Raw genomic sequence first — 20,394 nt, 5'->3', positions numbered from 1 at the left:
GCCACCAGTGGGCTGAGCGCTGAAAGCCACACCCAGCATCCCCGGGTCTTTCGATCCTACGAGTGACCGAAACCAACCCACCTAGAACGTAAGGAGAGCTGATGGTCGGCTCGTCGCATGAGGCGCTGCACCGGATCTTCCAGAAGGACCCGGCCCTGTTGACGAGGGCGTTACAGCGGGTGCTGCACGTGCCCTTCCCTGAACCTCACGAGATCGCGGCGCTGAACGTGGACCTCACCGAGATCGAACCGGTCGAGCGTCGGGTGGACACGTTGTTGCGGGCGGAGACGGACGAGGGCACGTATCTCCTGGTGGTGGAGTCACAGGGGAAGGTGGACGACCGCAAGCGCGGCAGCTGGCCCTACTACCTCTCCTACCTGTACGAGAAGTACCGCTGCGAGCCCGTGCTCATCGTCATCACCCAGAGCAGCGCCACGGCACGCTGGGCCTCGCGCCCGATCCGCCTCGGCTTCCGGGACTGGCACTCGCTGACGGTACGTCCGCTGGTGCTGGGCCCGGACAACGTGCCGGTGATCACGAGTGAGCGGCAGGCCGAACGGGACGTCCCCCTTGCGGTGCTCTCGGCCATGACACACGGGCGCGGCCCGCAGGCTCCGGCCATACTGGAGTCCCTGGCATCCGCCCTGCGGACCATCGACCCCGACAGTGCCGCGGTCTTCGTGCAGTTCGTCGACTCATGCCTGGCCGACCCCCAGGCGAAGCAGATGTGGAGGGACCTGATGACGGCGATCCAGTACTTCTGGCGACACCCACTGGCAGAACAGGTACGCGAGGAAGGCCGCGAGCAGGGCTTGGAGCAGGGCCGGGCTGAGGCCAAGGCCGAGATGATCCTCCACATCCTGGAGTGGCGCGGCATCCAAGTGCCCGAAGCCGTCCGCGAGCGAGTGAGCACCTGCACGGACCTGGACCAACTCGAGCTCTGGGCCCAGCGAGCCGTGCACGCCACGGACTCGGCGGAGCTGTTCGCCGAGAAGTGAGGGGGCACGGGGCCGCCCGGCAGGGCGGTCACCGGAACGGAATGTTCAGCCAGGGGCTGCCGGCCTCGGACATCAGGATTCGATGGGCCTCGAGCATGTCCTGGTACCAGTCCCCGAACTCCTCGTCGTCGAAGTGAAGACAGCGCCCGAGGATGTAGCCGGCGGAAAAGTCCTGCCATGACTTGTACGACAGGGAGGCGGCGCGCCCCGCCTGGATGACGGTGGACTCGGCCTCCGCAAGTGTGCAGAACCGGGCCCCCAGCCCCCACCGGGCCATCTTCGAGGCACGGCCGAGATCCCAGGCGTCGACGGACGAGACGTACCCGTTCTCACCGAGCACACCGTCGGCACGCATGCGGGCCTCGTAGCGGGTGATACGCCCGATGAGCCGCTGCACACCCTCGACGCGGGCCTCGACCTCGGATTCGGGTCGGGGCTCGGTCCTGGAGACGCCGTCCTCTGACACCACGACCGAACCCTCGGAGTTCGCTCGGATGAGGTTGGCGGCGGCCTGCCGCCAGTACCCCAGGTCGACACGCCCGCCGAAATCCCGGGCGATGCTCCGGCGCAGACCGAGGGCGAAATCCCAGACCGAGCTGTGCTGCTCGCACGCGAGGAGGTCGCGCAGGTAGTCCTGCCACTCCTCACGGGTGGTGATGCCCCACCATTCGCGAAGCCGCTTGAGCTCGTTCAGATAGCCGGTGCCATGCCAGGCCATGGCGTTCCAGACGGAGCCGTTGCTGACACACAGGAGCGCTCCGCAGGCGAGGCCGTGGGCGACGGAACCGTGCAGCGGGCCGCCGACCCGGAGAGTGAGCAGCCTGCCGGGGACCCTCTGCAGGCCATTGGTCCGGTAATGCTGAGCCCATGCACCGGAGTGCGGTGGCGCCGCCGGGAGGAACGCCTCACAGGGACTGCCCGGATTGACCACGATCCACGGCGGACGCCCCGGCTTCCATGCCTCGGCGAACCACCCGAGCCTGCTGCGATGGAAGACCCGATGCGGTTCGGGGGCGGGCAGCACGCCTACGGTGTACACCGCCCAGATGGCGCCGCCGGCACGTGGATCGTGCCCGAAGACTGAGTACGTCCTGTCCGGGTCGGTGTCTGCCTTGTCGCGCTGTATCTCGTAATACAGCGGTTCCCGCGCGAGCACATCGAAGTATGCGGCCCAGTCCTCGCGATACTTGGCCTCGAACAAGGCCTGCTCGATCTCCGTCGGCGGCGTCCAGGCAGACGGTGCTGGGGTTCCGAAAGCCCCCGGCGGCGGACCAAACGACATGAAGCTCTCTGCCTCTCGGGGCCGATCATGAGTCAGCGGCAAGGTAGACACGGGTGTGAACCAAGCGCATCGATGAAGCGCGAAAACTGATGCCGGAGTCGTCGTGCCCCAAAGACACTGAAATCACGTCCCCGGTGTGGCCCTGACGTTGACCTCCCGGGCCTCCACGTCGGTCCACTTGCCGACTTGGAAATCCACTACTCCGGAAAACAGCAGGTGAAACTCGAAGCGATTATAGGGTTTCTCGTGCCATTCCGGATCGGGGTGCGACGGAAGGCATCTTGTGTCGAATCCGAGAGTTACAGAGTCCTCACGCTCGTCCACGTGAACATAGAATAGTTCACACTCGTCGAGGGTTGGCGGACTGGCCGCGTAGAACTCTCCCAGAAAATGTGGGTCCGCAAGGAATCTCTGCCATTCAGATGCGTTCAAAGTAGCTCTTCTCCCAGACCTCTGGCAGAGAATTGTATCGACGGGAGTCGATTCGACCTGCGAATGAACGTGAACCCAGGTCCGAGCCGTCAACATCGACCCTGAAGGCACTGACATGGCCGATCGTAACCGAGTCACTGCAGTCAAATGCCAGATTTATTCCGTCGCCGCCAATGTCAACCTGAAGGCATCTTCCCTCTGGTCGAGGAGCTGCTTCCAGAAAGCCGAGAGCCGGGGGCTCCCATGAGTGGATGGCCAGATTCTGGACCGCCAGGAATCTCAGATGGAACTGGACCGTATCAAAGCCCGAAGTCACCCAGTCCTGTGGTGCCGGATCAGGGAACTGCGGGAGATCGGCGCGGATGATCAATGTAGGCCCACGCCAATTCAGGTTGAGTGATCGAAACCTTATGCACCCCTCCAGTTTCGGCATGTGCCCATAGGCGGCGCACAGCGCATCGGAGTTTACGATAAATTCATCAACGGTCAAGCTGGACATCCCCAGATACTCCAGGCCCGCTGCCGCCAAGCCGTTCACAAGTTTCCATCTCCCTAGTGCTCACGTCTGCCGCGTGCCATCGACATACGCGGACAGGCCCGCAGCGAAGACGCTGTCCGAGACCGCCCGAATACGGGTCCCGGGCGCCACTATGTCGACGGAAATCCCGTCGCCCGCTGCGAGGGAGATGTCCGCTGTCACATCAGAGTCGAAGCCGTCCAGGGTTATTGAGCGAAGTCCGCCGAAGACAAGCTCGATCTGGACGGTGTTGAAGCCCTGCGCAGCCCACTTCCGTGGAGGCTGAGCAGGATAGTCCGGGAGGTCCGGACGCACCCCCGTCTCGGACCCCTCTCTGCCCAACATCACTTAGCGCAAGCGAACCCTGGACAGGCTCGGCGGGATGCCCTGATAGATGCGGGTGATGCCCTCGGGGTTGATCACGAAAGATGTCCACACCATGGCTGCTTGCCCGTTCAAGCCTCTACCGGTTTCGCGAGTTGCGTCTGACACCTGCGGGTAGCCACATCCGCCTGCATGTCACCTTTCGCCGCCCCGGTGGTCGGGAAATTTCTCCAGTACGGGAATCCCCGAGGCCTTCATGGCGTCTATTACGCGAACCAGATGATCATCGTTTTCGATGATAAGAGCATGCCTGTCGACCGGATTGTAGATCACAGGCAGTGAGGCGCCCTGCACTTTCACCAAAACCCATTCGGATTCTTTCATGTTCCACAGATATGAGTAAATCTCAATGTCTCCGTCTGTCATTTTCTAATTCTCCCAAGGGATGAAAGGGTTTTTAGTGTAGGGGATCGCCGCCCCACTGCCTACCGGTATCACCTCGGAGGTCCGCTGGGGTGACCCAATGGCTTCAAGCGCTGCCATTACGTTGCGGTCGCCAGTGCTCGGCCATGGGGTGCCGCCTGGATGAGTGTGATAGATGAACATGCTGTCCGGTTCGAGGGGTATACGGACCGCACCGACAGTACCTGAGTTTAGATAGTACGTTCCTCCGCCACCGTTGAGTCCTGGTCCGTACTTGTATGTGACGGCGAACTCTACGCCATGCTTTATTGTCAAGTTCTCAAGTTCCTGAATTGTTGGGCGCCGCGGAATCTCTACCCCGGCGGGTCCGGGGAGCCCCTCCCCTGGACGGGCGCCGTATAGAAGGCGATTAAGCGGGCACTCCTCCGGTGCAAGCCCGAGGGGATCGCTCCACGTATGCGGATTGTGGACGTATGTGGTCGGGTTGGGTGCCGGGGTGAGACCGAGGGGGTCGGGACTGAGGTACCGGGCGGTCTCGGGGTCGTAGTGGCGGAAGTAGTTGTAGTGGAGGCCGGTTTCCGGGTCGAAGTACTGGCCCGGAAAACGTAGAGGCGTGTAGGTGTTGCTGTTGGCCGCCCACGCAGTCGTTCCCCACAGGGTGCCACGCGTCCACCAAGCAACGTCGCCCTGTTCATCGATGAGTTCGCTGGGAGTTCCGACGAGGTCGTTGACGATGGCGAAAAAGCGAGAGTCGATCTCGTCCTGGGGCGCGTCGACTGCGGTGATGCGTTCCCTTTGGGTCAGGGGGCGAAAGCCCTGGTGGTCCCAGGTGAGAGTGACCGGGTTGGGAAGGTTGGCTGATGTGGTGGTCTGTTCACAGAGGGTGGTGCCGTCCCATGTGAATTCGACGCGCTCCACGACCGTTTCACCATCGGCCGCGAGGTGGAGTTTCGCGGTCCGTCGGCCCAGGGGGTCATAGGTGTAGCGCCAGCGGGTGCCGTCCGGGGTCGTCACCGCAGTCAGGCGGTCCTCGGCGTCCCATTCGTAGCGCCAGGTGTCCGGCTTGCGGGACAGGCGGGGTTTCTGGCGCAGTGTGACGCGGCCGAGCGCATCATGTTCGTAGCGGACGTTGCCGGCTCGGGTGATGCGGGTGCCTGTGTACCTGCGGGGCCCCACCGCCTCGTGGCCCGGGTGGTTCGCAGGCCACAATGCCTCGGTCTGGTTGCCCGCCTCGTCGTACGCGTACCGCTCCGTCCAGCCGGACGCGTGAACCGCCGTCACCCGGCCAACCGCGTCCAGGTCGAAGCGGCGGCCGCCGGAGAGATGGTCGTCGAGGCCGACCAGGTTGCCGTCGGCGCGGTAGCTGTACGACCGGTGTTGCACTGTGTGGCCTGCGGCTCCGGTCACCGACTGGGTCGTCAGACGGCCCAGCTCATCAAAGGTGTGCGCCAGGGTAATCGTTCCGCCGATGTGGCGGGTGAGTTCGAGGCCTGCACCGTCGTAGGTGAAGTCGATGGCGCGGCCCGAGGCGACCATGCTGGCCCGGCGCCCCGCCGCATCGTACGACCAGGCGGTGGTGGCACCGGTGGGGGTGGTGCGGCCGGTGCGTCGGCCGAGGGCGTCGTAGGTGTAGCTCAGCGTGCGGCCATCGACCGTTTCCGAGTGCAGGCGGCCGTAGCGGTCGCGTAGAAGCATGAGCGTCGTGCCGTTCGGCGCAGTGGCCTGGGCGAGTTGGTCGGTGAGGTCATAGGCGTACGTCGTGACCTGGCCGGCCGCGTCCTTGCGAATCACCTGGCCCAGTTCGTTGCGCTCGTAGGACAGGACATTACCGAGAGCATTGATGCTTGAGACAAGGCGGCCTGCCGCATCATGCGTGTAGGTGAGGACGCGATCATCGAAGTCCGTCTCGCGGACCGGGCGGCCGGCCGCGTCGTATTCGTACGTCCAGGTCAGACCCTGGGGATTGGTGACCTGGGTCAGGCGCAGGGTGGGGTCGTGCTCGAACTCGTAGCGGACGCCGTCGGGCCCGGTACGGGCGGTCAGCAGGTCGAAGTGAGTGTATTCGAAGCAGGTGACGCCGCCGATCTGGTCGGTGTGGGTGGTGCAGTTGCCCTCGCCGTCGTAGGTCCAGCGTTCCTCGGTGCCGTCGGGGTGGATGCGCCGGGTCAGGTTGCCCTCGATAGACCATTCCTGGCGGGTGGTGGCGCCTAGTGGGTCCGTGAGGGCGGTCGTGCGCCCGAAGGCGTCGTACTGGTAGCGGGTGACGGCTCCGACGGCGTCGGTGACCTCCACGGGCTGCCCGGCCGGGTTGCAGTGGACACGGGCGGTGTTGCCCAGTGGGTCTGTGACGGCGGTCGGGCGGCCGGTGGTGTCGTAGGTGTATTGGGTCGTACCGCCCGTGGGATCGGTCCTGGAGGTGTGGTTGCCCCGAGCGTCGTACTCGTGGCGGGTCACGCTCCCGTCCGTGCCCACGACCTTCGTCGGCAGACCGAGCTCGTTGTACGTGGCCGTCGTCCGGCGTCCGTCGGCGCGGACGATCTCGGTCAGGTTGCCGGCTTCGTCGTAGGTGAAGGCGGTGGTGTGGCCGAGGGGGTCGGTGCGTGACAGCAGACGGTTGTAGCGGTCACGCACGTACTGCGTGGTGGCGCCCAGGGGGTCGGTCTCGGCTATGACCTGGGAGCGTTTGTTGATCAGGAAGCGCGTCTGATGACCGTGGGAGTCGGTCAGGGTGGTGACGTGGGTACCCGTGGTCGGATCCGGGTCGCCGTAGGTAAATCGGCTGTGCACGTGGCCGGCTTCGCCCCACTGCTCGATGCAGCGGTCCTGGCCGTCGTAGACATAGGTGAACCGGCTGTTGTTGGTGTCGATCCAGGCTGTGATGCGACCGCGTTCGTCGGTCTCGAAGCGGAGCGGGGAGCCGGAGGAGTTGATGACCTCGGTGAGGTGCCCGTCGGTGTAGCCGTAACGCAGTACGGTCTGGCCCTCGGCCTGGTCACTGTGTGCCAGGTGCAGGCCGGTGATACGGCCGTCCTGTGCCGTCAGCTTTACGCGATAGCCGCAGCTGTGCTCGACGGAACGAGGGGTGCCTTCTGTGTCGTGGTCGAGGGTGATCCAGTTCCCGTTGCGGTCGTCGATCTGCCGCAGCAGGGCCAGGGACTCCGTCTGGTCCTCGAAGTGCCAGACCCGGCCCGTCTCGGGGGCCGTCACCGTGTAGCCGTCGGCGACTCGGTCCAGCGACCAGCGGGGGCCACGCTCCGGCAGGACCGGCAGGCCAGGTGCCGGGTGGGGATACGTCAGGAGCATCCCTTCCTCGGCTACGAACACCACGCCCTGGGCGTCGATCTCCAGACGCTGGTCCAGTGTGCTCGACCACTTCGGGCCGAACCAACGCCCCGAGCGGTAAGACGAATTGAAGTACCGCCGCAGGACCAGAGGTAGGTCTGCAGGCAGGGTCAAGTCCGTCTGCGGAAGCACCATGTAGCCGGAGGCGACGTCCACCGGGTCTTCGCAGAGCTTTTTCTCTTCTGGCTTCTGCGCGTTGGAGTCGGGATTGTCCTCCGCGTTGCCCCGGGCGGCGTTCCCTTCGGAATTCGCCGTCTCGCCCTTCGTCGCCCCGCGTTCGCCGACCGTCGCCCCCTCCGCCCCCTTCGCCCCGTCCTCCGCTACCCGGGCGCCATCGACGGCGGCCTCCTCGGCCCCCGCCTCCGGGATCAGGAACTGGGGAGCGAGTTCGCCACCGACCCCGCCCGGGTCCTCGAGGAAGGACTTCCACAAACCGTCGGCGGTCTGGGTGGGGTGGGTGACCATGTGGACGGCGCCGCCCAGCAGTTCCACCTTGGCCTGGAGCGCCTCGTACGGGTGGGTGACCGCGTACGGGTCGAGCGGGTTCGCGTTGCGGGCCAGGTTGTTCAGGTCGCCGAGCCCGCGCATGAAACCGCCGAAGAAGCGCATGTCCTCCGTCTTGGCGGCATCCAGGACGTCGGCGCCGTCGAGTTTGAGCTGGTTGAGGGCCGACGGCTCGTGCGGGGCGTGCTGGAAGGCGAGTTCGACGCGGTCGGCGGCCTCCGCGGCGAGGTGGTCGCGCTGGCGTCGGGCGGCGGTCAGGATCTGTTCGGCCGCGTGCTTGGCCTCGTCGCCGGGGTCCTGGTCCGAGGGCTTCGGGCCGGGGTCCTTCTTGCCCGCGTCGACGGCGTCGTTGTACGTCTCCACCTTCTGCTGGTGGGCTTGCGAGGCGGCTTTGCCCTCGCGGTACTTCGCCACCGCCTCCCGGGCCTGGGACTGTGCCCATTCCACCGTGTGCGCGAAGTTCTCCAGGGCCGAGGAAGCCTCACCGCAAGCCTCGGCGGCCTGACGCCATTTGACCTGGTGCGTGGCGAACTTCTTACGGAAAGCGTCGGCGGCCTCGCCCTTGAACTCCGACGAGTCCAGCTGCTGCATGCCGGTCGCGACAGCGCCGAAGGACTGCGCGAAGTTCCGCAGGTGCACCGCCGTCTCACGGAGCTTCGCCGGGTTGCCGTGGATGAGTTCCTTCGGGTCCTCGGTCTCGTCCAGCTGCTGCTCGTCCACGTGCGCGCCCAGCTTGGACGCGGTGGAGTCACCCCAGCCGTCGACCTTGTCGGCCGCACCATGCGCACCGGCCCAGTCGAGCGCGTCACCCACACCGTGGGCGCCCTCGTCGATGACATGGCCCGTCGCCCGCTTGACGTGGTCGTAGCCGGACTTGAGCGACCCCAGGGCGCTGTTGAACTTCCCCGTGAGAGACATCAGCTCCCGTCACCCGTCCCCGTCACGTCCCGCACGATGGACGGAGTGATCGGGATCGGGCTGCCCGGCGCCCCCTCGCTCGTCTCCACGTCCGTGAGCATGCCCTTCCCCGTCTGCTTCACGGAGTTCACCAGGTTGTCGCGGTCCTTCTCGCCGTACCCCGTCGTCGCCGCGGCATGGTTGATCTGGTCCACGCTCTCCTTCTCCACCACCTCGTTGGAGGCGAAGGGATCCCCGACCACGGAGTTGTAGGCGACCTTCAGCGAGCCCTTCACGTACTCGTCCGTCTGGTGGAAGGTGCCGGCCGCCAGCCCCATCCCCTCCGCGAGCGCGTTGCCCTCCTCCATCAGATCGCGCACGCCCCACTGCCAGCGCTCGCAGAAGGTGTGCAGCATCGCGCCGAGATGGTCGTCACCGACGTCCATGCCGTCCATCTCCAGGCTGGTGAAACCACGGCCCGCGCCTGCCCAGCCCTTCATCGTGCCCAGCGAATCCAGCTCGCTCAGAGCCTTGTTGATCCCCTCGGCGATCGACTTCAGCCCCTGCACCTGCAGATCCGGCTGCCCGCCCCCGCTCGGCGTCGTCACTGCCGTCCCTCCCCCGTCAGTCATCCGGCTTCGACACCGGAGTCCATGTCCAGCACGTCACGCTCACGTGTTCCGGTTCCGCTGCCGCCGACCGCGCCCATTTCCGGCCCGTCCACGGCGACCCCCTCGGGCACGATCCCGACGACCGGCGGCAGCACCAACCCCCGCTCGCCATCACCGGCATCCACCAACACCCCGCACGGCAGCCCGGTCCCGGCCACCGCCGGTACACCGGCATCCAGCACCGCGGCACCCCACACCTCCCGGTACCGCCAGCTCCGGTCGCCCTCCCCGCGCGCCCTCGCATACCGCGCCAGCGCAGCCTCGTCGGTGAATACGAGCAGCCACCGTGCCCCGCTCATCTCCACCGTCAGAGCCGCACCGTTCTCCCCGTACGGGACGAGGACGCGACGACGCCGGAACTCACCCAGCCGAATCCGGAACTTGCGCTGGTGGTCACGGAGTTGGGCGGTCTGTTGTGGAGTGAACAGCTCCTCTGTCCGGGCAGGCTGCTGTGCGATGGCGAACGAGGAGGTGTCCGGCGGTGGTTGGGGGACGGGGAGAGGCTCGGCAGGCGGCGGCGTGTGGCCCGTACGCACAACTGTCCGCTCGGCGATGTCCGCCAGCGCCGACCTGGGCGGATGCACTCCGGTCTCGTCCGTCGCACCCGCCGATCCCGTCGGCTCAGCGCTGTCCACAGCGCCTTCCCCCTCACCAGACGTGTCTTGTCGCGTTCAATCACTTTCGTTCACCGAACGACCTTCGATGCTCACATGTATGGATCGGTACGGACAACGCCAGTCGGATCAACAGGGGTTAAAGGGTGGGTCAATTGGCAGGCCGATCCAGCCACAGCCGCCGGAACTCGATCGTCTCGTACGGCCCCGTCATCCCCGTCTCGTACAGGACTCCGACAGTGCCGTGGTCCAGTTGCACCAGGTCGGAGTAGGCGGCCCACCGGGAAGACAGCGTCAGCGTCTTGGTGAAGGTCCGGCCGGCGTTCGTGCTGGACCACAGGGCCATCGCCCGGCGGGCGGTCGGCACCGACGGGGCGGAGAACAGCAAGGGGCCCTTGCGCAGTTGGAGCACGCTGCCCTCGACCACCGGGACGTCGTTCAGCGTGCGCTGCACGGCGAAGGGGCGGACGAGACTCCGGCCACCGTCGGCGCTGTAGGTGTCGAGGCGGTGGCCGCGCCCGCTGCCGTTCTGGTCGCGGGAGCTGATGTACAGGCGGCCGTCGGGGAGTTGGGCGACGCTGGTCTCGTTGGCGTTGGTCACGTCGTCGTAGGTGTCGTCCACGAATCCGAGGTGCCAGGTGCGGCCGCCGTCGTCGCTGTAGAGAGCGTGGGCGCCGTAGTACCGGGGCTCCCGGCCGGTGTCGGAGGAGCCGGGAGGCGGGGCGGCGGAGTGGTCGGCGGGGACGAGGAGGCGGCCGGTGTGCGGGCCGCGGGTGAGGGCGAGCGCGTGGCCGGGGCCGGTCGCGTACCAGCGCCAGCCCGGCGGCTTCACCGCGGCCGTGATCTCCCGCGGGCGCGTGAAGCGGCGGCCGTCGTCCGTGCTGCGCTGGACGAACACCCGGCGGCCCCGCTCGGGCGTGACCTCGCCGCGCATGATCTGAGCCTCCGTCACGGACCCGCTGTTGTACGAGGTCACCAGTACGACGGCGCCGGAGCGCGGGTCGACCACGGGGGCCGGGTTGCCCCGGGTGTCCCCGTGCCCGGCGGCCACCACCTTCAGCGGGCCCCAGGTGCAGCCGCCGTCGGTGGAGCGGCGCAGGACGACGTCGATGTCGCCGCTGTCGGCGGCGCTCGTGTGCCGGCCCTCGGCGAAGACCAGGACCGTGCCGCGCCTGGTGACGACGGTCGCGGGGATGCGGTACGTGTCGTAGCCGCCGTGCCCGCCCGCGTACGGCACGGAGGAGACGCAGCCGTGTGTGGAGTGCGCCGGGTGGACGGCGGTGAGCGGGGTGAGGAACGCGGTGGCGACGAGAAGAGCGCGGCTCAGCGGGATCACGCCTCACATGCTCCCCGGAATCACCAGCCCGGACTCGTAGCCCACGATGACCAACTGGGCCCGGTCGCGCGCGCCGAGCTTGCCCATGATCCGGCTCACGTGGGTCTTCGCGGTGAGCGGGCTCAGCCCCAACACCTCAGCTATTTCAGCGTTGTTGAGACCACGGGTGACCAGCGTCAGCACCTCCCGCTCCCGGTCCGACAGACACTCCGGGCCGCCCGTCATGGGCGCGGAGGGGCTGCGCAGAAACCGCTCGATCAGGCGTGCCGTCGGCCCCGGCGAGAGCAGCGCCTCGCCCGCGGCGACCGTGCGGATCGCATCCAGCAGGTCGGCCGGACGGGTGTCCTTCACCAGGAACCCGGAGGCACCGGCGCGCAGCGCGTCCACGATGTTCTCGTCGGTGTCGTAGGTGGTGAGGACCAACACCTTCACTCCGGCGAGGTCCTCGTCGGCGGCGATCAGCCGGGTCGCCTCGATGCCGTCGAGGTCGGGCATGCGGACGTCCATCAGCACGACGTCGGCACGTTCGGTACGGACGAGGTCGACGGCCTCGCGGCCGGTGGCCGCCTGCCCGACGACCTCCATGTCCGGCGCGGACTCCACGAGCATGGCGAACGCGGCCCGGACGAGGGCCTGGTCGTCGGCCAGCAGTACCCGGACGGGGTTCATCTGGTTCCTTTCAACGGCAGTACGGCCATCACCTCGAAGCCCTGGGCGTCCTCGCGCGGCCCGGCGGCCAGCGTGCCGCCGACGCTGCGGGCCCGCTCCCGCATGCCGACCAGACCGTAGCCCGGCGTGCCGTCCCCGGCGCCCACGCCGTCGTCAGTGACGTGGACCCGGAGGACATTCCCGGCGTCCTCGGCGTCCTCGTCCACGTACACGCGCACCGTCACCGTCAGGTCCTCCCTGCCTCCGTGCCGTACGGCGTTGGTGAGCGCCTCCTGCACGATCCGGTAGGCGGCGGCCCCCACCGCGGGCGGCACCTCGTCCACGGTGACCGCGACCTCCACCTCGGCACCCGCGGCGGTCCGCGCGAGGCCTGCCAGGCCGTGCAGTCCGGGCAGCGGGCCGCGGCCGTCCGAGGAACCGGGGTCGCGCAGGACGTCCAGGGTCGTGCGGAGTTCGCCACGGGCCGTGCGGCAGGTCTCGGCGATGTCGTCCAGGGCCTTGGCGACGGCGGCCCGGTCCAGGCGGCCGGGATCAGCGGCCAGGACGTGCGCGGCGACCGAGGTCTGCACGCCGATGAGGGTGATGCTGTGGGCGAGCAGATCGTGCAGGTCGCGCGCGATGCGCAGGCGCTCCTCGGCGACCCGGCGGCGGGCCTCCTCCTCGCGGGTGCGTTCGGCGCGTTCGGCGCGTTCGACGATCGCGGCGATGTGCCGGCGGTGGGAGCGGACGGCGACGCCGAGGAAGAGCACGGCGACCACCCAACCGGAGGTGCGCAGCACCTGGAAGGCATGGTGGGTGTTCACCGTCGTCATCACGCCCACGATGACGGTGAGGACGGTGATGCCCGTCAGGACGGTGCGCAGGGGGCGACTGGTGACGGCGACCGTGTAGAGCGCGGTGAGCCCGGCCGGGATCGTCGCGGAGTGGTTGTTGTCGAGGGCGTTGTACGTCGCGATGAGGGCCACCGCGGCGGCGAGCACCAGCAGGGGGTGGCGGCGCCGCCACACGAGCGGTATGTGTGCGGCGAGCAGCAGCGCCCAGCCGAGCGCGTCGGGGCGGTGGCCCGGGTCGGTGAACAGGGCGAGGCACACGGCCGGCACGGCGAGGGCGAGGGCGAGTAGGGCGTCGTTGCGGGTGGCGTGCGGGGCGGTGAGGGGATCGCGGTTGACCGCCGCGACGATCCGCTCGCCCTGGCGGGGCCGTCCCGCCGCCGGGACGCGGCGCACCGCCGACGGGATCCCCGGGGACCGGCAGCGGCCCGTCGTTGTGGTGGTTTCCTGCACGGGGTTCATCTTCCGGTAGGCGGGCGCCCCTGCCGAGAGCAGGGGCGCCCGATGGTTCAGCCCACGGGTTCCGGTGCGCGCTCGGCGCCCGCCGCCTCCGGTGCCCTGGACAGCCGCCCCGGCCACCACACCGCCCTGCCCAGCGCCACGCTCGCGCTGGTCACCAGGTAGGTGCGGACGAGGAAGGTGTCCAGCAGGACCCCGACCGCGATGACGAAGCCCAGCTCGACGAGTTGGACGAGCCCCATGTTGGTCAGCACCGCGAAGGTGGCGGCGAGGACGAGCCCGGCGGAGGCGATGACCCCGCCGGTCGTCCGCAGCGCGGTCAACGCGGCGGCGGCAGGATCCAGACCTCGCAGCGACTCCTCCCGCATCCGGTGCATCAGGAAGATGCCGTAGTCCACGCCGAGGGCGACGAGGAACACGAAGGACAGCAGGCCGAGGCCGGGATCGGTGCCGTGGAAGCCGAACAGCGGCTCGAAGACCAGCCCGCCGAGGCCGAGTGCCGCCCCCCACACGGCGACCACAGCGACCACCAGCAGCAGCGGGGCGACCAGGGACCGCAGCAGGGCGATCAGGATCAGCAGCACGGACAGCAGGACGATCGGTACGACGACCAGCCGGTCGCGGGCGCTGGTGTCCGCGAGGTCGAGCTGCTGGGCGCTGGACCCGCCGACGTGGGAGCCGTCGAGCCGGTGCCTCAGTGCCTTGATCGTGGCGGTCTCGGCGGCGGACTGAGGCGGGGCGGACGCGGTTGCCGTGATCTCGGTCCAGCCGCCGCCGGTACGACCCTCTCGCGCCTCCGCCACTCCCTTCGTGCCCCGGATCGTGGCCAGGGCGGCGTCGGCGCGCCCGGCCGGGGTGAGGATCTCGATGGGCTGCGCGGACTGCTCCGGGAAGGCCTTCGCCACGGTCTGCATGGCGGTGACGGAGTCGGGCCGGTCGACGAAGGTGTCCACTTGCTTGAGCGGCCCCGGCAGGTTCAGCGCGCCCAGCGCCAGTGCGCCTAGCAGGGCGGCGCCGGAGGCGAGGACGGTCAGCGGGCGGCGCCCGGCCGAGGAGCCCATCGCGGTGAACAGCGACCGGCGGGCCTTGGGCGTGGAGCCGTAGGCGGGGACGAGCGGCCAGAACAGGCGGCGGCCCAGCAGGACCAGAATGGCGGGCAGCAGGGTCAGCATCGCAACCAGCGCGCACAGCACGCCGACCGTGCCGAGCGGGCCCATGCCCCGGCTGGAGTTGAGGTCGGCGGCGAGCAGGCACAGCAGTCCGGCGGCCACCGTGCCGGAGGAGGCGAGGACGGCGAGCCCGCAGCCGCGCAGCGCCGCCCGCATCGCGTCGTACGGCCGCTCGTGGCGTCGTAGCTCCTCGCGGTAGCGGGAGACGAGGAGCAGGGCGTAGTCGGTGCCGGCGCCGAAGACGAGGATCGTCATCATGCCGGTGCTCGCGCCGGTGACGGCGGTACCGAAGGCCTGGTTGAGGGCGTAGGCGGCGGCCTGGGCGAGGAAGTCGGCGACACCGGCGACGACGAGCGGGACCAGCCACAGCAGCGGGCTGCGGTAGATGAGGATCAGCAGGATCGCGACGACGGCGACGGTGGTGTAGAGCAGCGGGCCGCCGAGGGACTTGTAGACGCCCGAGGCGTCGGTGGCGAGGGCGGCCGGGCCGCCGACGTCGGCCGAGAGTCCGCCGGTGTCGTGGACGATGCTGCGGACGTCGTCGACGAGGGCGTCGCGCTTCTTCTCGTCGGTGCCGGGCTCGTTGCTGGTGACCGGGTACATGAGGGTGGTGCCGTCGGCGGACGGGATGCCCTGCGGGGTGCGGCCGGTGAGGGCGTGCCGGTGGGCGAGGGCGTCGACCTGCTCGCCGGCGGTGGCCCGGTCGGCGGCGGTCAGGCCGCTCGCGCGGTGGTAGACGAGGACCAGTTCGGTGGTCTGGCCGCCCGGGAGGTGGTCCTGGAGCCGGGCCACCTGGGTGGAGTCGGCGGAGGCGGGCAGGTAGTCGGTCGTGCGGTTGTGCTGGACGTCGGTCAGCTTGGCGGCGAACGGCCCGGCCACGGCCAGCAGGACCACCCACAGGCCCAGCACCAGCCAGGGCAGGCCTCGTCGCCCGCCTCTCCCACGTGTTGTCGCGGCCCCCATGGAAACGGGCCCTCCCTCCGGAGCGGATGTCTGGATACGGCTTCCAGACTTCCGCCGGAACGGGGCGCGTTCGTCGGGCGCAGGGGTGAGTCCGGCAGTACTGCGCAGGGTGGCCGGGCGGGCGGAGTACTCCCTGGGGAGTATCGCGAGGGCGCGGGTCGACCGGGCCTCCCGGGCAAGCGGGGCCCGGCCGGGCTCGGGACCGCCCCGGGGGGGACATCCCATGGTCCCGGGGAACACTCGCCCCGGCTCGTGGCCCAAGCCCCTTTCCGGGTCTTCGGTCAGCAGGGTGCCGTCGCGAGACGGAGGCGTCCGTCATGGACCTCCGCGACCTCGTCGACCGCGGTGAGATGCGTGCGGTCGTGCGTGACCAGGACGGTGGCGATGGCCTGCTCATGGGTGAGCCGGGTGATCAGGGCGACGACGGCGGCGCCGCGTTCGTGGTCCAGGGCACTGGTGGGTTCGTCGACCAGGAGGACGGCGGGGCCGTTCATCAGGGCGCGGGCGATGTTGACGCGCTGGCGCTGACCGCCGGAGAGCTGGTGGGGTCTGCGTCCGGCCTGGGCCGCGACGCCCACCGCGTCGAGCAGTTCCATGGCCCGGCCGTGGGCCCTGGCCGGTGACCGGCCGTCGATCCGGGCCATGACCTGGAGCTGCTCGGCCGCGGTGAGGGAGGGCAGCAGGTTGGGCTGCTGGAAGACGATGCCGATCTTGTCGCGGCGCAGCCGGGTCAGTTCGTCGCGGGTCATGCCGGTCGTGGTGGTGGAGTCGATGGTGACGGTGCCGGCGTCGGGGGTGATGAGGGTGGCGGCCACGGCGAGGAGGCTGGACTTCCCGGATCCGGAGGGGCCGACCACGGCGGTCAGGCTGCCCTTGGGCACGTCCAGCGTGACGCGGTCGAGGGCGGTCAGGCGGGACTCGCCGTCGGGGTAGGTGAGGGTGACGTCGGTCAGGTTCAGGCTCATCGGGCGCTCCCCAGGGCGGTCAGCGGGTCGACGGAGGTGATGCGGCGGACGGACAGGGCGGCCCCGAGCGCGCCGAGCAGGACCATCACGGCGGCGGGGACGAGGACCGTGGTGGGAGTGAGTAGGAACGGCACCGCGCTTCCCGTGACGAGGGCGCCGAGACCGGCGGCGATGCCGGTACCGAGGAGGGTTCCGCCGGTCAGCAGGACCGCGGCCTGGCCGAGGGCGTCCCCGAGCAACTGGGCGGTGGAGGCGCCGAGTGCCTTGAGGACGGCGATGTCGCCGCTGCGCTGGATGGTCCAGACGGTGAAGAAGGCGCCGACGACCAGGGCGGAGATGGCGAAGAGGAAGCCGCGCATCAGCTGCAGGGAGCCGTTCTCGGAGGCGTACGAGCCGATCGCGGACAGCGAGTCGTCCTTCGGGACCGTTCTGGTGCCGATGGCCCGGTCGGCGGCACCGATGTCGGCGCCGGAGCCGGTGTTCAGGGCGATCACGGTCGCGGTCGGGCCGTCGCCGGTGCCCGCGGGGGGAGCCGTCTTCGCCCAGGCGTCGAGGCTGGTCCAGATCACGGGGGTGTGGCTGAAGGAGGCGTCGCCCCGGACGGCGGCCACGGTCAGCTTCTGTGCGGCCAGCGTGAAGCCGTCCCCGGGCTCGAGGCCCAGGTCGTCCGCGGCCGTGCCGGACAGCACCGCCGCGTGCCCCGTGATCCGGCTGCCGTCGGGAGCCAGGCGGGAGCCGGGCCGGACGCCGAACACGGAGACCCCGGTGCTCCGGTCGCCCGCGGTGGCCCGGGTGGTGCTGATGCCCAGCGGTTCGGCGCCGGTGACTCCGGGGACCTCGGCCCACCGCCGCCACTGCTCGGCGGTGACGGTCGAGTTGGCGTACGACGGTTCCTGGGCCCCGCCGGGCACGTGGAAGGCGATCCTGTCGGCCGGCAGGCCGGTGATGGCGGAGATGTTCTGCCGGCCCAGGCCCGCGGTCAGTCCGGAGAGCAGCCCGACCAGCAGGGTGATGAGCACGATGACGGTTCCCATGAGGGCGAACCGCCCCTTGGCGAACTTCAGGTCTCTCCAGGCGACGAACACCTTGGCCTGCCCTTCCCGGCGGTGTGGATGCGATAGGGCCCCAGCCTCGCCTCCGGTGCCCCGGCCGGGCATCCGGCGACGGACGGCACTTCGCGGACCGAAAGGCGGCGCGCGGGTTGTAACTTTCGGCGGAGGCCGGGCCCGGAACGGTTCCTTAGGCTGGTGGGACTGTGAACACCGCCGCTCCCGCCCTGACCCCGACCACCCGGACCCTGTCCTGGTGCCTGCACCTGCTGATCGTCGGCCTGCTCGTCCTGGCCGCCGGCCGGGCCGTGACCGAGGGCCGGCCGCACGCCGGGGCGACGGCCGCCGTGGCCGTGGCGTGCGGGCTGGTGTACGCGGCCGGCCCGCTCGTGCCCCGTGTCCGCGGCGACCGGCGGGCCGCCGTCTGGTGGCTGGCCGCCGTCGGCGCGGTGTGGCTGGTGCTGCTGGGCCTGACCGCCGACGGGGTGTGGGTCGCCTTCCCGCTGTACTTCCTCCAGCTCCACCTGCTGCCGCGGCGGGCCGGCCTGGCCACGGTGACCGCGACCGCGCTCGCGGCGATCACCGCGTTCGCCCTCCACCAGGGCTCCTTCGGCGCGGCCATGGCGATCGGCCCGGCGCTCGGCGCCGCCGTCGCGGTCGCCGTGGTGTGGGGGTACCAGGCCCTGTACCGGGAGAGCGAACAGCGCAGGCGTCTGATCGAGGAACTCACCGCCACCCGCGCGGACCTGGCCGAGGCCCAGCACACGGCCGGTGTGCTGGCCGAGCGCGAACGCCTGGCCCGGGAGATCCACGACACCCTGGCCCAGGGCCTGTCCAGCATCCAGTTGCTGCTGCGCGCCGCCGAGCGGGCCCTGCCCGGCGCTCCGGAGAACAGTGCCCGCTACGTCGGTCAGGCCCGGCAGGCCGCGGTCGACAATCTCGCCGAGGCCCGCCGCTTCGTCGCCGCCCTCGCCCCGCCCGCCCTGGAGGGGACCACCTTGGCCGACGCCCTGGAACGGCTGTGCGCCACCACCGGTGCCCGGCACCGGCTCACCGCCCGGTTCCGGCTCAGCGGTGATCCGGCACCGCTGCCGACGCCGTACGAGGTCGTCCTGCTGCGCGTCGCCCAGTCCGCCGTCGCCAACACCGTCCGGCACGCACGGGCCACCACCGTCGAGGTCACCCTCGGCCGGTGCGGCGACCATGTCGCCCTCGACGTCGTCGACGACGGCATCGGTTTCGACCCCGCCCGGCTGCCCGCGCCCGACCCGGAGCGGGGCGGCTTCGGTGTGGCCTCCATGCGCGCCCGGCTCGGCGCGCTCGGCGGCACCCTGACCATAGAGTCCGCCCCCGGCCACGGCACCGCCCTGGCCGCCCGGCTCCCCCTCGCCCCACCCGCCGAGACCGAGGCCCGCCCGTGACCGACTCCGCCATCCGCCTCCTCGTCGCCGACGACCATCCCGTGGTGCGGGCCGGGCTGCGCGCCGTCCTGGAGACCGAACCCGGCCTCGTCGTGGTGGCCGAGGCCGCCACCGCCGAGGACGCCGTCGTCCGCGCCGCCGCGGGTGACATCGACGTCGTGCTGATGGACCTGCAGTTCGGCAGGGGAATGGGCGGTGCCGAGGCGACGGCCGCGATCACCGCGCGGCCGGGCGCTCCCCGGGTGCTGATCGTCACCACGTACGACTCGGACGCCGACACCCTCCCGGCGATCGAGGCCGGCGCCACCGGCTATCTCCTCAAGGACGCCCCTCCCGAGGATCTCGCGGCCGCCGTGCGCACCGCCGCCGCGGGACGCACCGCCCTGGCTCCCACGGTCGCCGACCGGCTCATGAACCGGCTGCGTGACCCCGGCGCCGCGCTGACCCGGCGGGAGACGGAAGTCCTCGCCCAGGTCGCGGCGGGGCTGTCCAACCAGGCCGTCGGCCGGCGGCTCCACCTCACCGAGGGCACGGTCAAGTCGCACCTGGCCCGTGTCTACGCCAAGCTGGGCGTCGACTCACGCACCGCCGCCGTCGCCGCCGCCACCGACCTGGGTCTGATCAGGCGCTGACCGATCGGACGCACGTCACGGGCACGGGTCAGGACGGCGTACGCGCGGCGGCCAGCAGCCGGTTCACGTCGTCGGCGCAGATGGTGAGCGCGGCGCCGATCGTGGCCAGTGCGTCCCGTTCCGCGGGTGTGTAGGGGCCGTCGGCCAGGGCGATGCGCGCGGCCTGCAGGAGCAGGGAATCGCGGCCGACCGGGGCGAGGTGCGGGGCGAGCGGGTCGAGGGCCTCGTGCAGTTCTATGGCGAGGCTCGCGCCGCACGGCCCGCCGAGGACCCGGCCGGTGTCGGCGGCGAGGGCCTCGACCAGGGCGGCCAGCTGGTCCTCGGTGCAGTCCTCGAAGCCGGCGGCGCGGACCGCGGTGGCGGCGCTCTCCAGGGCCGTACGGGAGGAGGCGCCGCCGGCGGCCAGGACGGCGAGGGCGACGGTGTGCACGGCGTCGCGGAGCATCGCGGAGAAGCGGCGGGTGGTGGGGTGGTCGAGGACGTCGGTGCCGAAGTGGTGGCGGCAGGCGGCGCACTCCACGACCGGTCCGGTCGCCCCGCGCGGCAGCACGGGCACCCCGAGGAAGGTGAAGCGGCGGCGGCCGGTGAGCCGCTGGTAGTTGCGGTCGCCTCCGCAGCCGGGGCAGTAGAACTCGCCGTCCCCCACGGGTGTCCATGCGGTGCGGGTGCCCAGGAGGCGCACAGCCCGGGTGGCACGGTCGTCTCGTCCCCGTACTGGCAGCACGTCGCACCTCCGTAACGACGCGGCAACATCGCCGCGCTGGCGTGATGTTAGCCACATCGAGGAGGTTGAGTCAGTACCTCGTACGAGACCTGTCCGTGACCTGAGGGGTGCGATGGCCGATAAGTGACGGGGCCCCGACCGCCGTATACAGCGGTCAGGGCCCCGAAAGTGCT

The 20,394-nt window shown here is 69.9% G+C and carries 18 protein-coding genes; 3 read left to right on the top strand and 15 right to left on the bottom strand.

What is annotated here, in order from left to right:
* The first annotated feature begins 101 nt into the window (after positions 1-101).
* On the top strand, positions 102-998 hold the full coding sequence (locus tag FB157_RS11775; RefSeq protein ID WP_145878642.1) for a hypothetical protein: 897 nt from the start codon (positions 102-104) through the stop codon (positions 996-998).
* Positions 999-1,026: 28 nt separating this feature from the next.
* Here FB157_RS11775 and FB157_RS11770 read toward each other — a convergent pair whose 3' ends face one another.
* The 14 genes from FB157_RS11770 to FB157_RS11705 all read right to left on the bottom strand — a co-directional run bounded on the left by FB157_RS11770 (position 1,027) and on the right by FB157_RS11705 (position 17,480).
* A complete protein-coding gene (locus tag FB157_RS11770) occupies positions 1,027-2,280 on the bottom strand; it encodes a DUF1266 domain-containing protein (protein ID WP_145878640.1) in 1,254 nt (417 codons plus the stop codon).
* A gap of 123 nt (positions 2,281-2,403) precedes the next feature.
* Positions 2,404-2,808 (bottom strand): Imm50 family immunity protein, encoded by a 405-nt coding sequence (locus FB157_RS49625; protein WP_398946536.1) that lies wholly within the window; start codon positions 2,806-2,808, stop codon positions 2,404-2,406.
* A complete protein-coding gene (locus tag FB157_RS11760; RefSeq protein ID WP_145878636.1) occupies positions 2,699-3,211 on the bottom strand; it encodes an Imm50 family immunity protein in 513 nt (170 codons plus the stop codon). Before FB157_RS11760 ends, FB157_RS49625 begins: the two co-directional genes overlap by 110 nt.
* 60 nt (positions 3,212-3,271) lie before the next feature.
* Positions 3,272-3,574 (bottom strand): Imm50 family immunity protein, encoded by a 303-nt coding sequence (locus tag FB157_RS49620; RefSeq protein WP_145878634.1) that lies wholly within the window; start codon positions 3,572-3,574, stop codon positions 3,272-3,274.
* 174 nt (positions 3,575-3,748) lie between these two features.
* Entirely contained in the window at positions 3,749-3,979 is a 231-nt protein-coding gene (locus tag FB157_RS11750) for a hypothetical protein (protein ID WP_145878632.1), read from the bottom strand.
* A 3-nt stretch (positions 3,980-3,982) separates the two neighbouring features.
* Complete coding sequence (locus tag FB157_RS11745) at positions 3,983-8,740, bottom strand: putative T7SS-secreted protein (protein WP_145878630.1); 4,758 nt, start codon at positions 8,738-8,740, stop codon at positions 3,983-3,985.
* Entirely contained in the window at positions 8,740-9,327 is a 588-nt protein-coding gene (locus FB157_RS11740; RefSeq protein ID WP_145878628.1) for a hypothetical protein, read from the bottom strand. Before FB157_RS11740 ends, FB157_RS11745 begins: the two co-directional genes overlap by 1 nt.
* A gap of 20 nt (positions 9,328-9,347) precedes the next feature.
* Entirely contained in the window at positions 9,348-10,025 is a 678-nt protein-coding gene (locus FB157_RS47235; protein WP_186581458.1) for a hypothetical protein, read from the bottom strand.
* A gap of 130 nt (positions 10,026-10,155) precedes the next feature.
* Complete coding sequence (locus FB157_RS11730; RefSeq protein ID WP_145878627.1) at positions 10,156-11,340, bottom strand: exo-alpha-sialidase; 1,185 nt, start codon at positions 11,338-11,340, stop codon at positions 10,156-10,158.
* A gap of 3 nt (positions 11,341-11,343) precedes the next feature.
* Positions 11,344-12,009, bottom strand: coding sequence for a response regulator transcription factor (locus FB157_RS11725; protein ID WP_145878625.1), 666 nt, complete (start codon positions 12,007-12,009; stop codon positions 11,344-11,346).
* Positions 12,006-13,301, bottom strand: coding sequence for a sensor histidine kinase (locus tag FB157_RS11720; RefSeq protein WP_145878623.1), 1,296 nt, complete (start codon positions 13,299-13,301; stop codon positions 12,006-12,008). Before FB157_RS11720 ends, FB157_RS11725 begins: the two co-directional genes overlap by 4 nt.
* A 47-nt stretch (positions 13,302-13,348) precedes the next feature.
* The gene (locus tag FB157_RS11715; protein ID WP_145878621.1) at positions 13,349-15,430 is read right to left on the bottom strand and encodes an MMPL family transporter; all 2,082 of its coding nucleotides are present in this window, start codon (positions 15,428-15,430) and stop codon (positions 13,349-13,351) included.
* A gap of 281 nt (positions 15,431-15,711) precedes the next feature.
* Positions 15,712-16,395, bottom strand: a complete 684-nt coding sequence (locus FB157_RS11710) for an ABC transporter ATP-binding protein (RefSeq protein ID WP_145878619.1) — start codon at positions 16,393-16,395, stop codon at positions 15,712-15,714.
* Entirely contained in the window at positions 16,392-17,480 is a 1,089-nt protein-coding gene (locus FB157_RS11705) for an ABC transporter permease (RefSeq protein WP_145878617.1), read from the bottom strand. Before FB157_RS11705 ends, FB157_RS11710 begins: the two co-directional genes overlap by 4 nt.
* Positions 17,481-17,650: 170 nt before the next feature.
* Here FB157_RS11705 and FB157_RS11700 point away from each other — a divergent pair, with 170 nt between their 5' ends.
* Both FB157_RS11700 and FB157_RS11695 read left to right on the top strand, forming a co-directional pair.
* Positions 17,651-18,865 (top strand): sensor histidine kinase, encoded by a 1,215-nt coding sequence (locus FB157_RS11700; RefSeq protein ID WP_145878615.1) that lies wholly within the window; start codon positions 17,651-17,653, stop codon positions 18,863-18,865.
* Positions 18,862-19,497, top strand: a complete 636-nt coding sequence (locus FB157_RS11695) for a response regulator transcription factor (protein WP_145878613.1) — start codon at positions 18,862-18,864, stop codon at positions 19,495-19,497. The genes FB157_RS11700 and FB157_RS11695 overlap by 4 nt, the downstream gene beginning before the upstream one ends.
* A 28-nt stretch (positions 19,498-19,525) precedes the next feature.
* On the opposite strand, the gene FB157_RS11690 is transcribed toward FB157_RS11695, so the two are convergent.
* Positions 19,526-20,221 (bottom strand): TerB family tellurite resistance protein, encoded by a 696-nt coding sequence (locus FB157_RS11690; RefSeq protein ID WP_145878611.1) that lies wholly within the window; start codon positions 20,219-20,221, stop codon positions 19,526-19,528.
* Positions 20,222-20,394: the final 173 nt, after the last annotated feature.

Origin of the sequence: Streptomyces sp. BK340 (assembly GCF_007827595.1) — a bacterium.
Lineage (GTDB): Bacteria > Actinomycetota > Actinomycetes > Streptomycetales > Streptomycetaceae > Streptomyces.
The sequence above is the reverse complement of the archived record's forward strand: the minus strand, read 5'-3'. Positions and strand labels throughout refer to the sequence as shown.

Excerpts from the sequence above, each read along its gene's own strand:
- FB157_RS11720 (WP_145878623.1), bottom strand. The coding sequence starts at position 13,301 with ATGAACCCCGTGCAGGAAACCACCACAACGACGGGCCGCTGCCGGTCC.
- FB157_RS11715 (WP_145878621.1), bottom strand. The coding sequence starts at position 15,430 with ATGGGGGCCGCGACAACACGTGGGAGAGGCGGGCGACGAGGCCTGCCC.
- FB157_RS49625 (WP_398946536.1), bottom strand. The coding sequence starts at position 2,808 with ATGTTGACGGCTCGGACCTGGGTTCACGTTCATTCGCAGGTCGAATCG.
- FB157_RS11760 (WP_145878636.1), bottom strand. The coding sequence starts at position 3,211 with ATGTCCAGCTTGACCGTTGATGAATTTATCGTAAACTCCGATGCGCTG.
- FB157_RS11750 (WP_145878632.1), bottom strand. The coding sequence starts at position 3,979 with ATGACAGACGGAGACATTGAGATTTACTCATATCTGTGGAACATGAAA.
- FB157_RS11725 (WP_145878625.1), bottom strand. The coding sequence starts at position 12,009 with ATGAACCCCGTCCGGGTACTGCTGGCCGACGACCAGGCCCTCGTCCGG.
- FB157_RS11710 (WP_145878619.1), bottom strand. The coding sequence starts at position 16,395 with ATGAGCCTGAACCTGACCGACGTCACCCTCACCTACCCCGACGGCGAG.
- FB157_RS11775 (WP_145878642.1), top strand. The coding sequence starts at position 102 with ATGGTCGGCTCGTCGCATGAGGCGCTGCACCGGATCTTCCAGAAGGAC.
- FB157_RS49620 (WP_145878634.1), bottom strand. The coding sequence starts at position 3,574 with ATGTTGGGCAGAGAGGGGTCCGAGACGGGGGTGCGTCCGGACCTCCCG.
- FB157_RS11770 (WP_145878640.1), bottom strand. The coding sequence starts at position 2,280 with ATGTCGTTTGGTCCGCCGCCGGGGGCTTTCGGAACCCCAGCACCGTCT.
- FB157_RS11745 (WP_145878630.1), bottom strand. The coding sequence starts at position 8,740 with ATGTCTCTCACGGGGAAGTTCAACAGCGCCCTGGGGTCGCTCAAGTCC.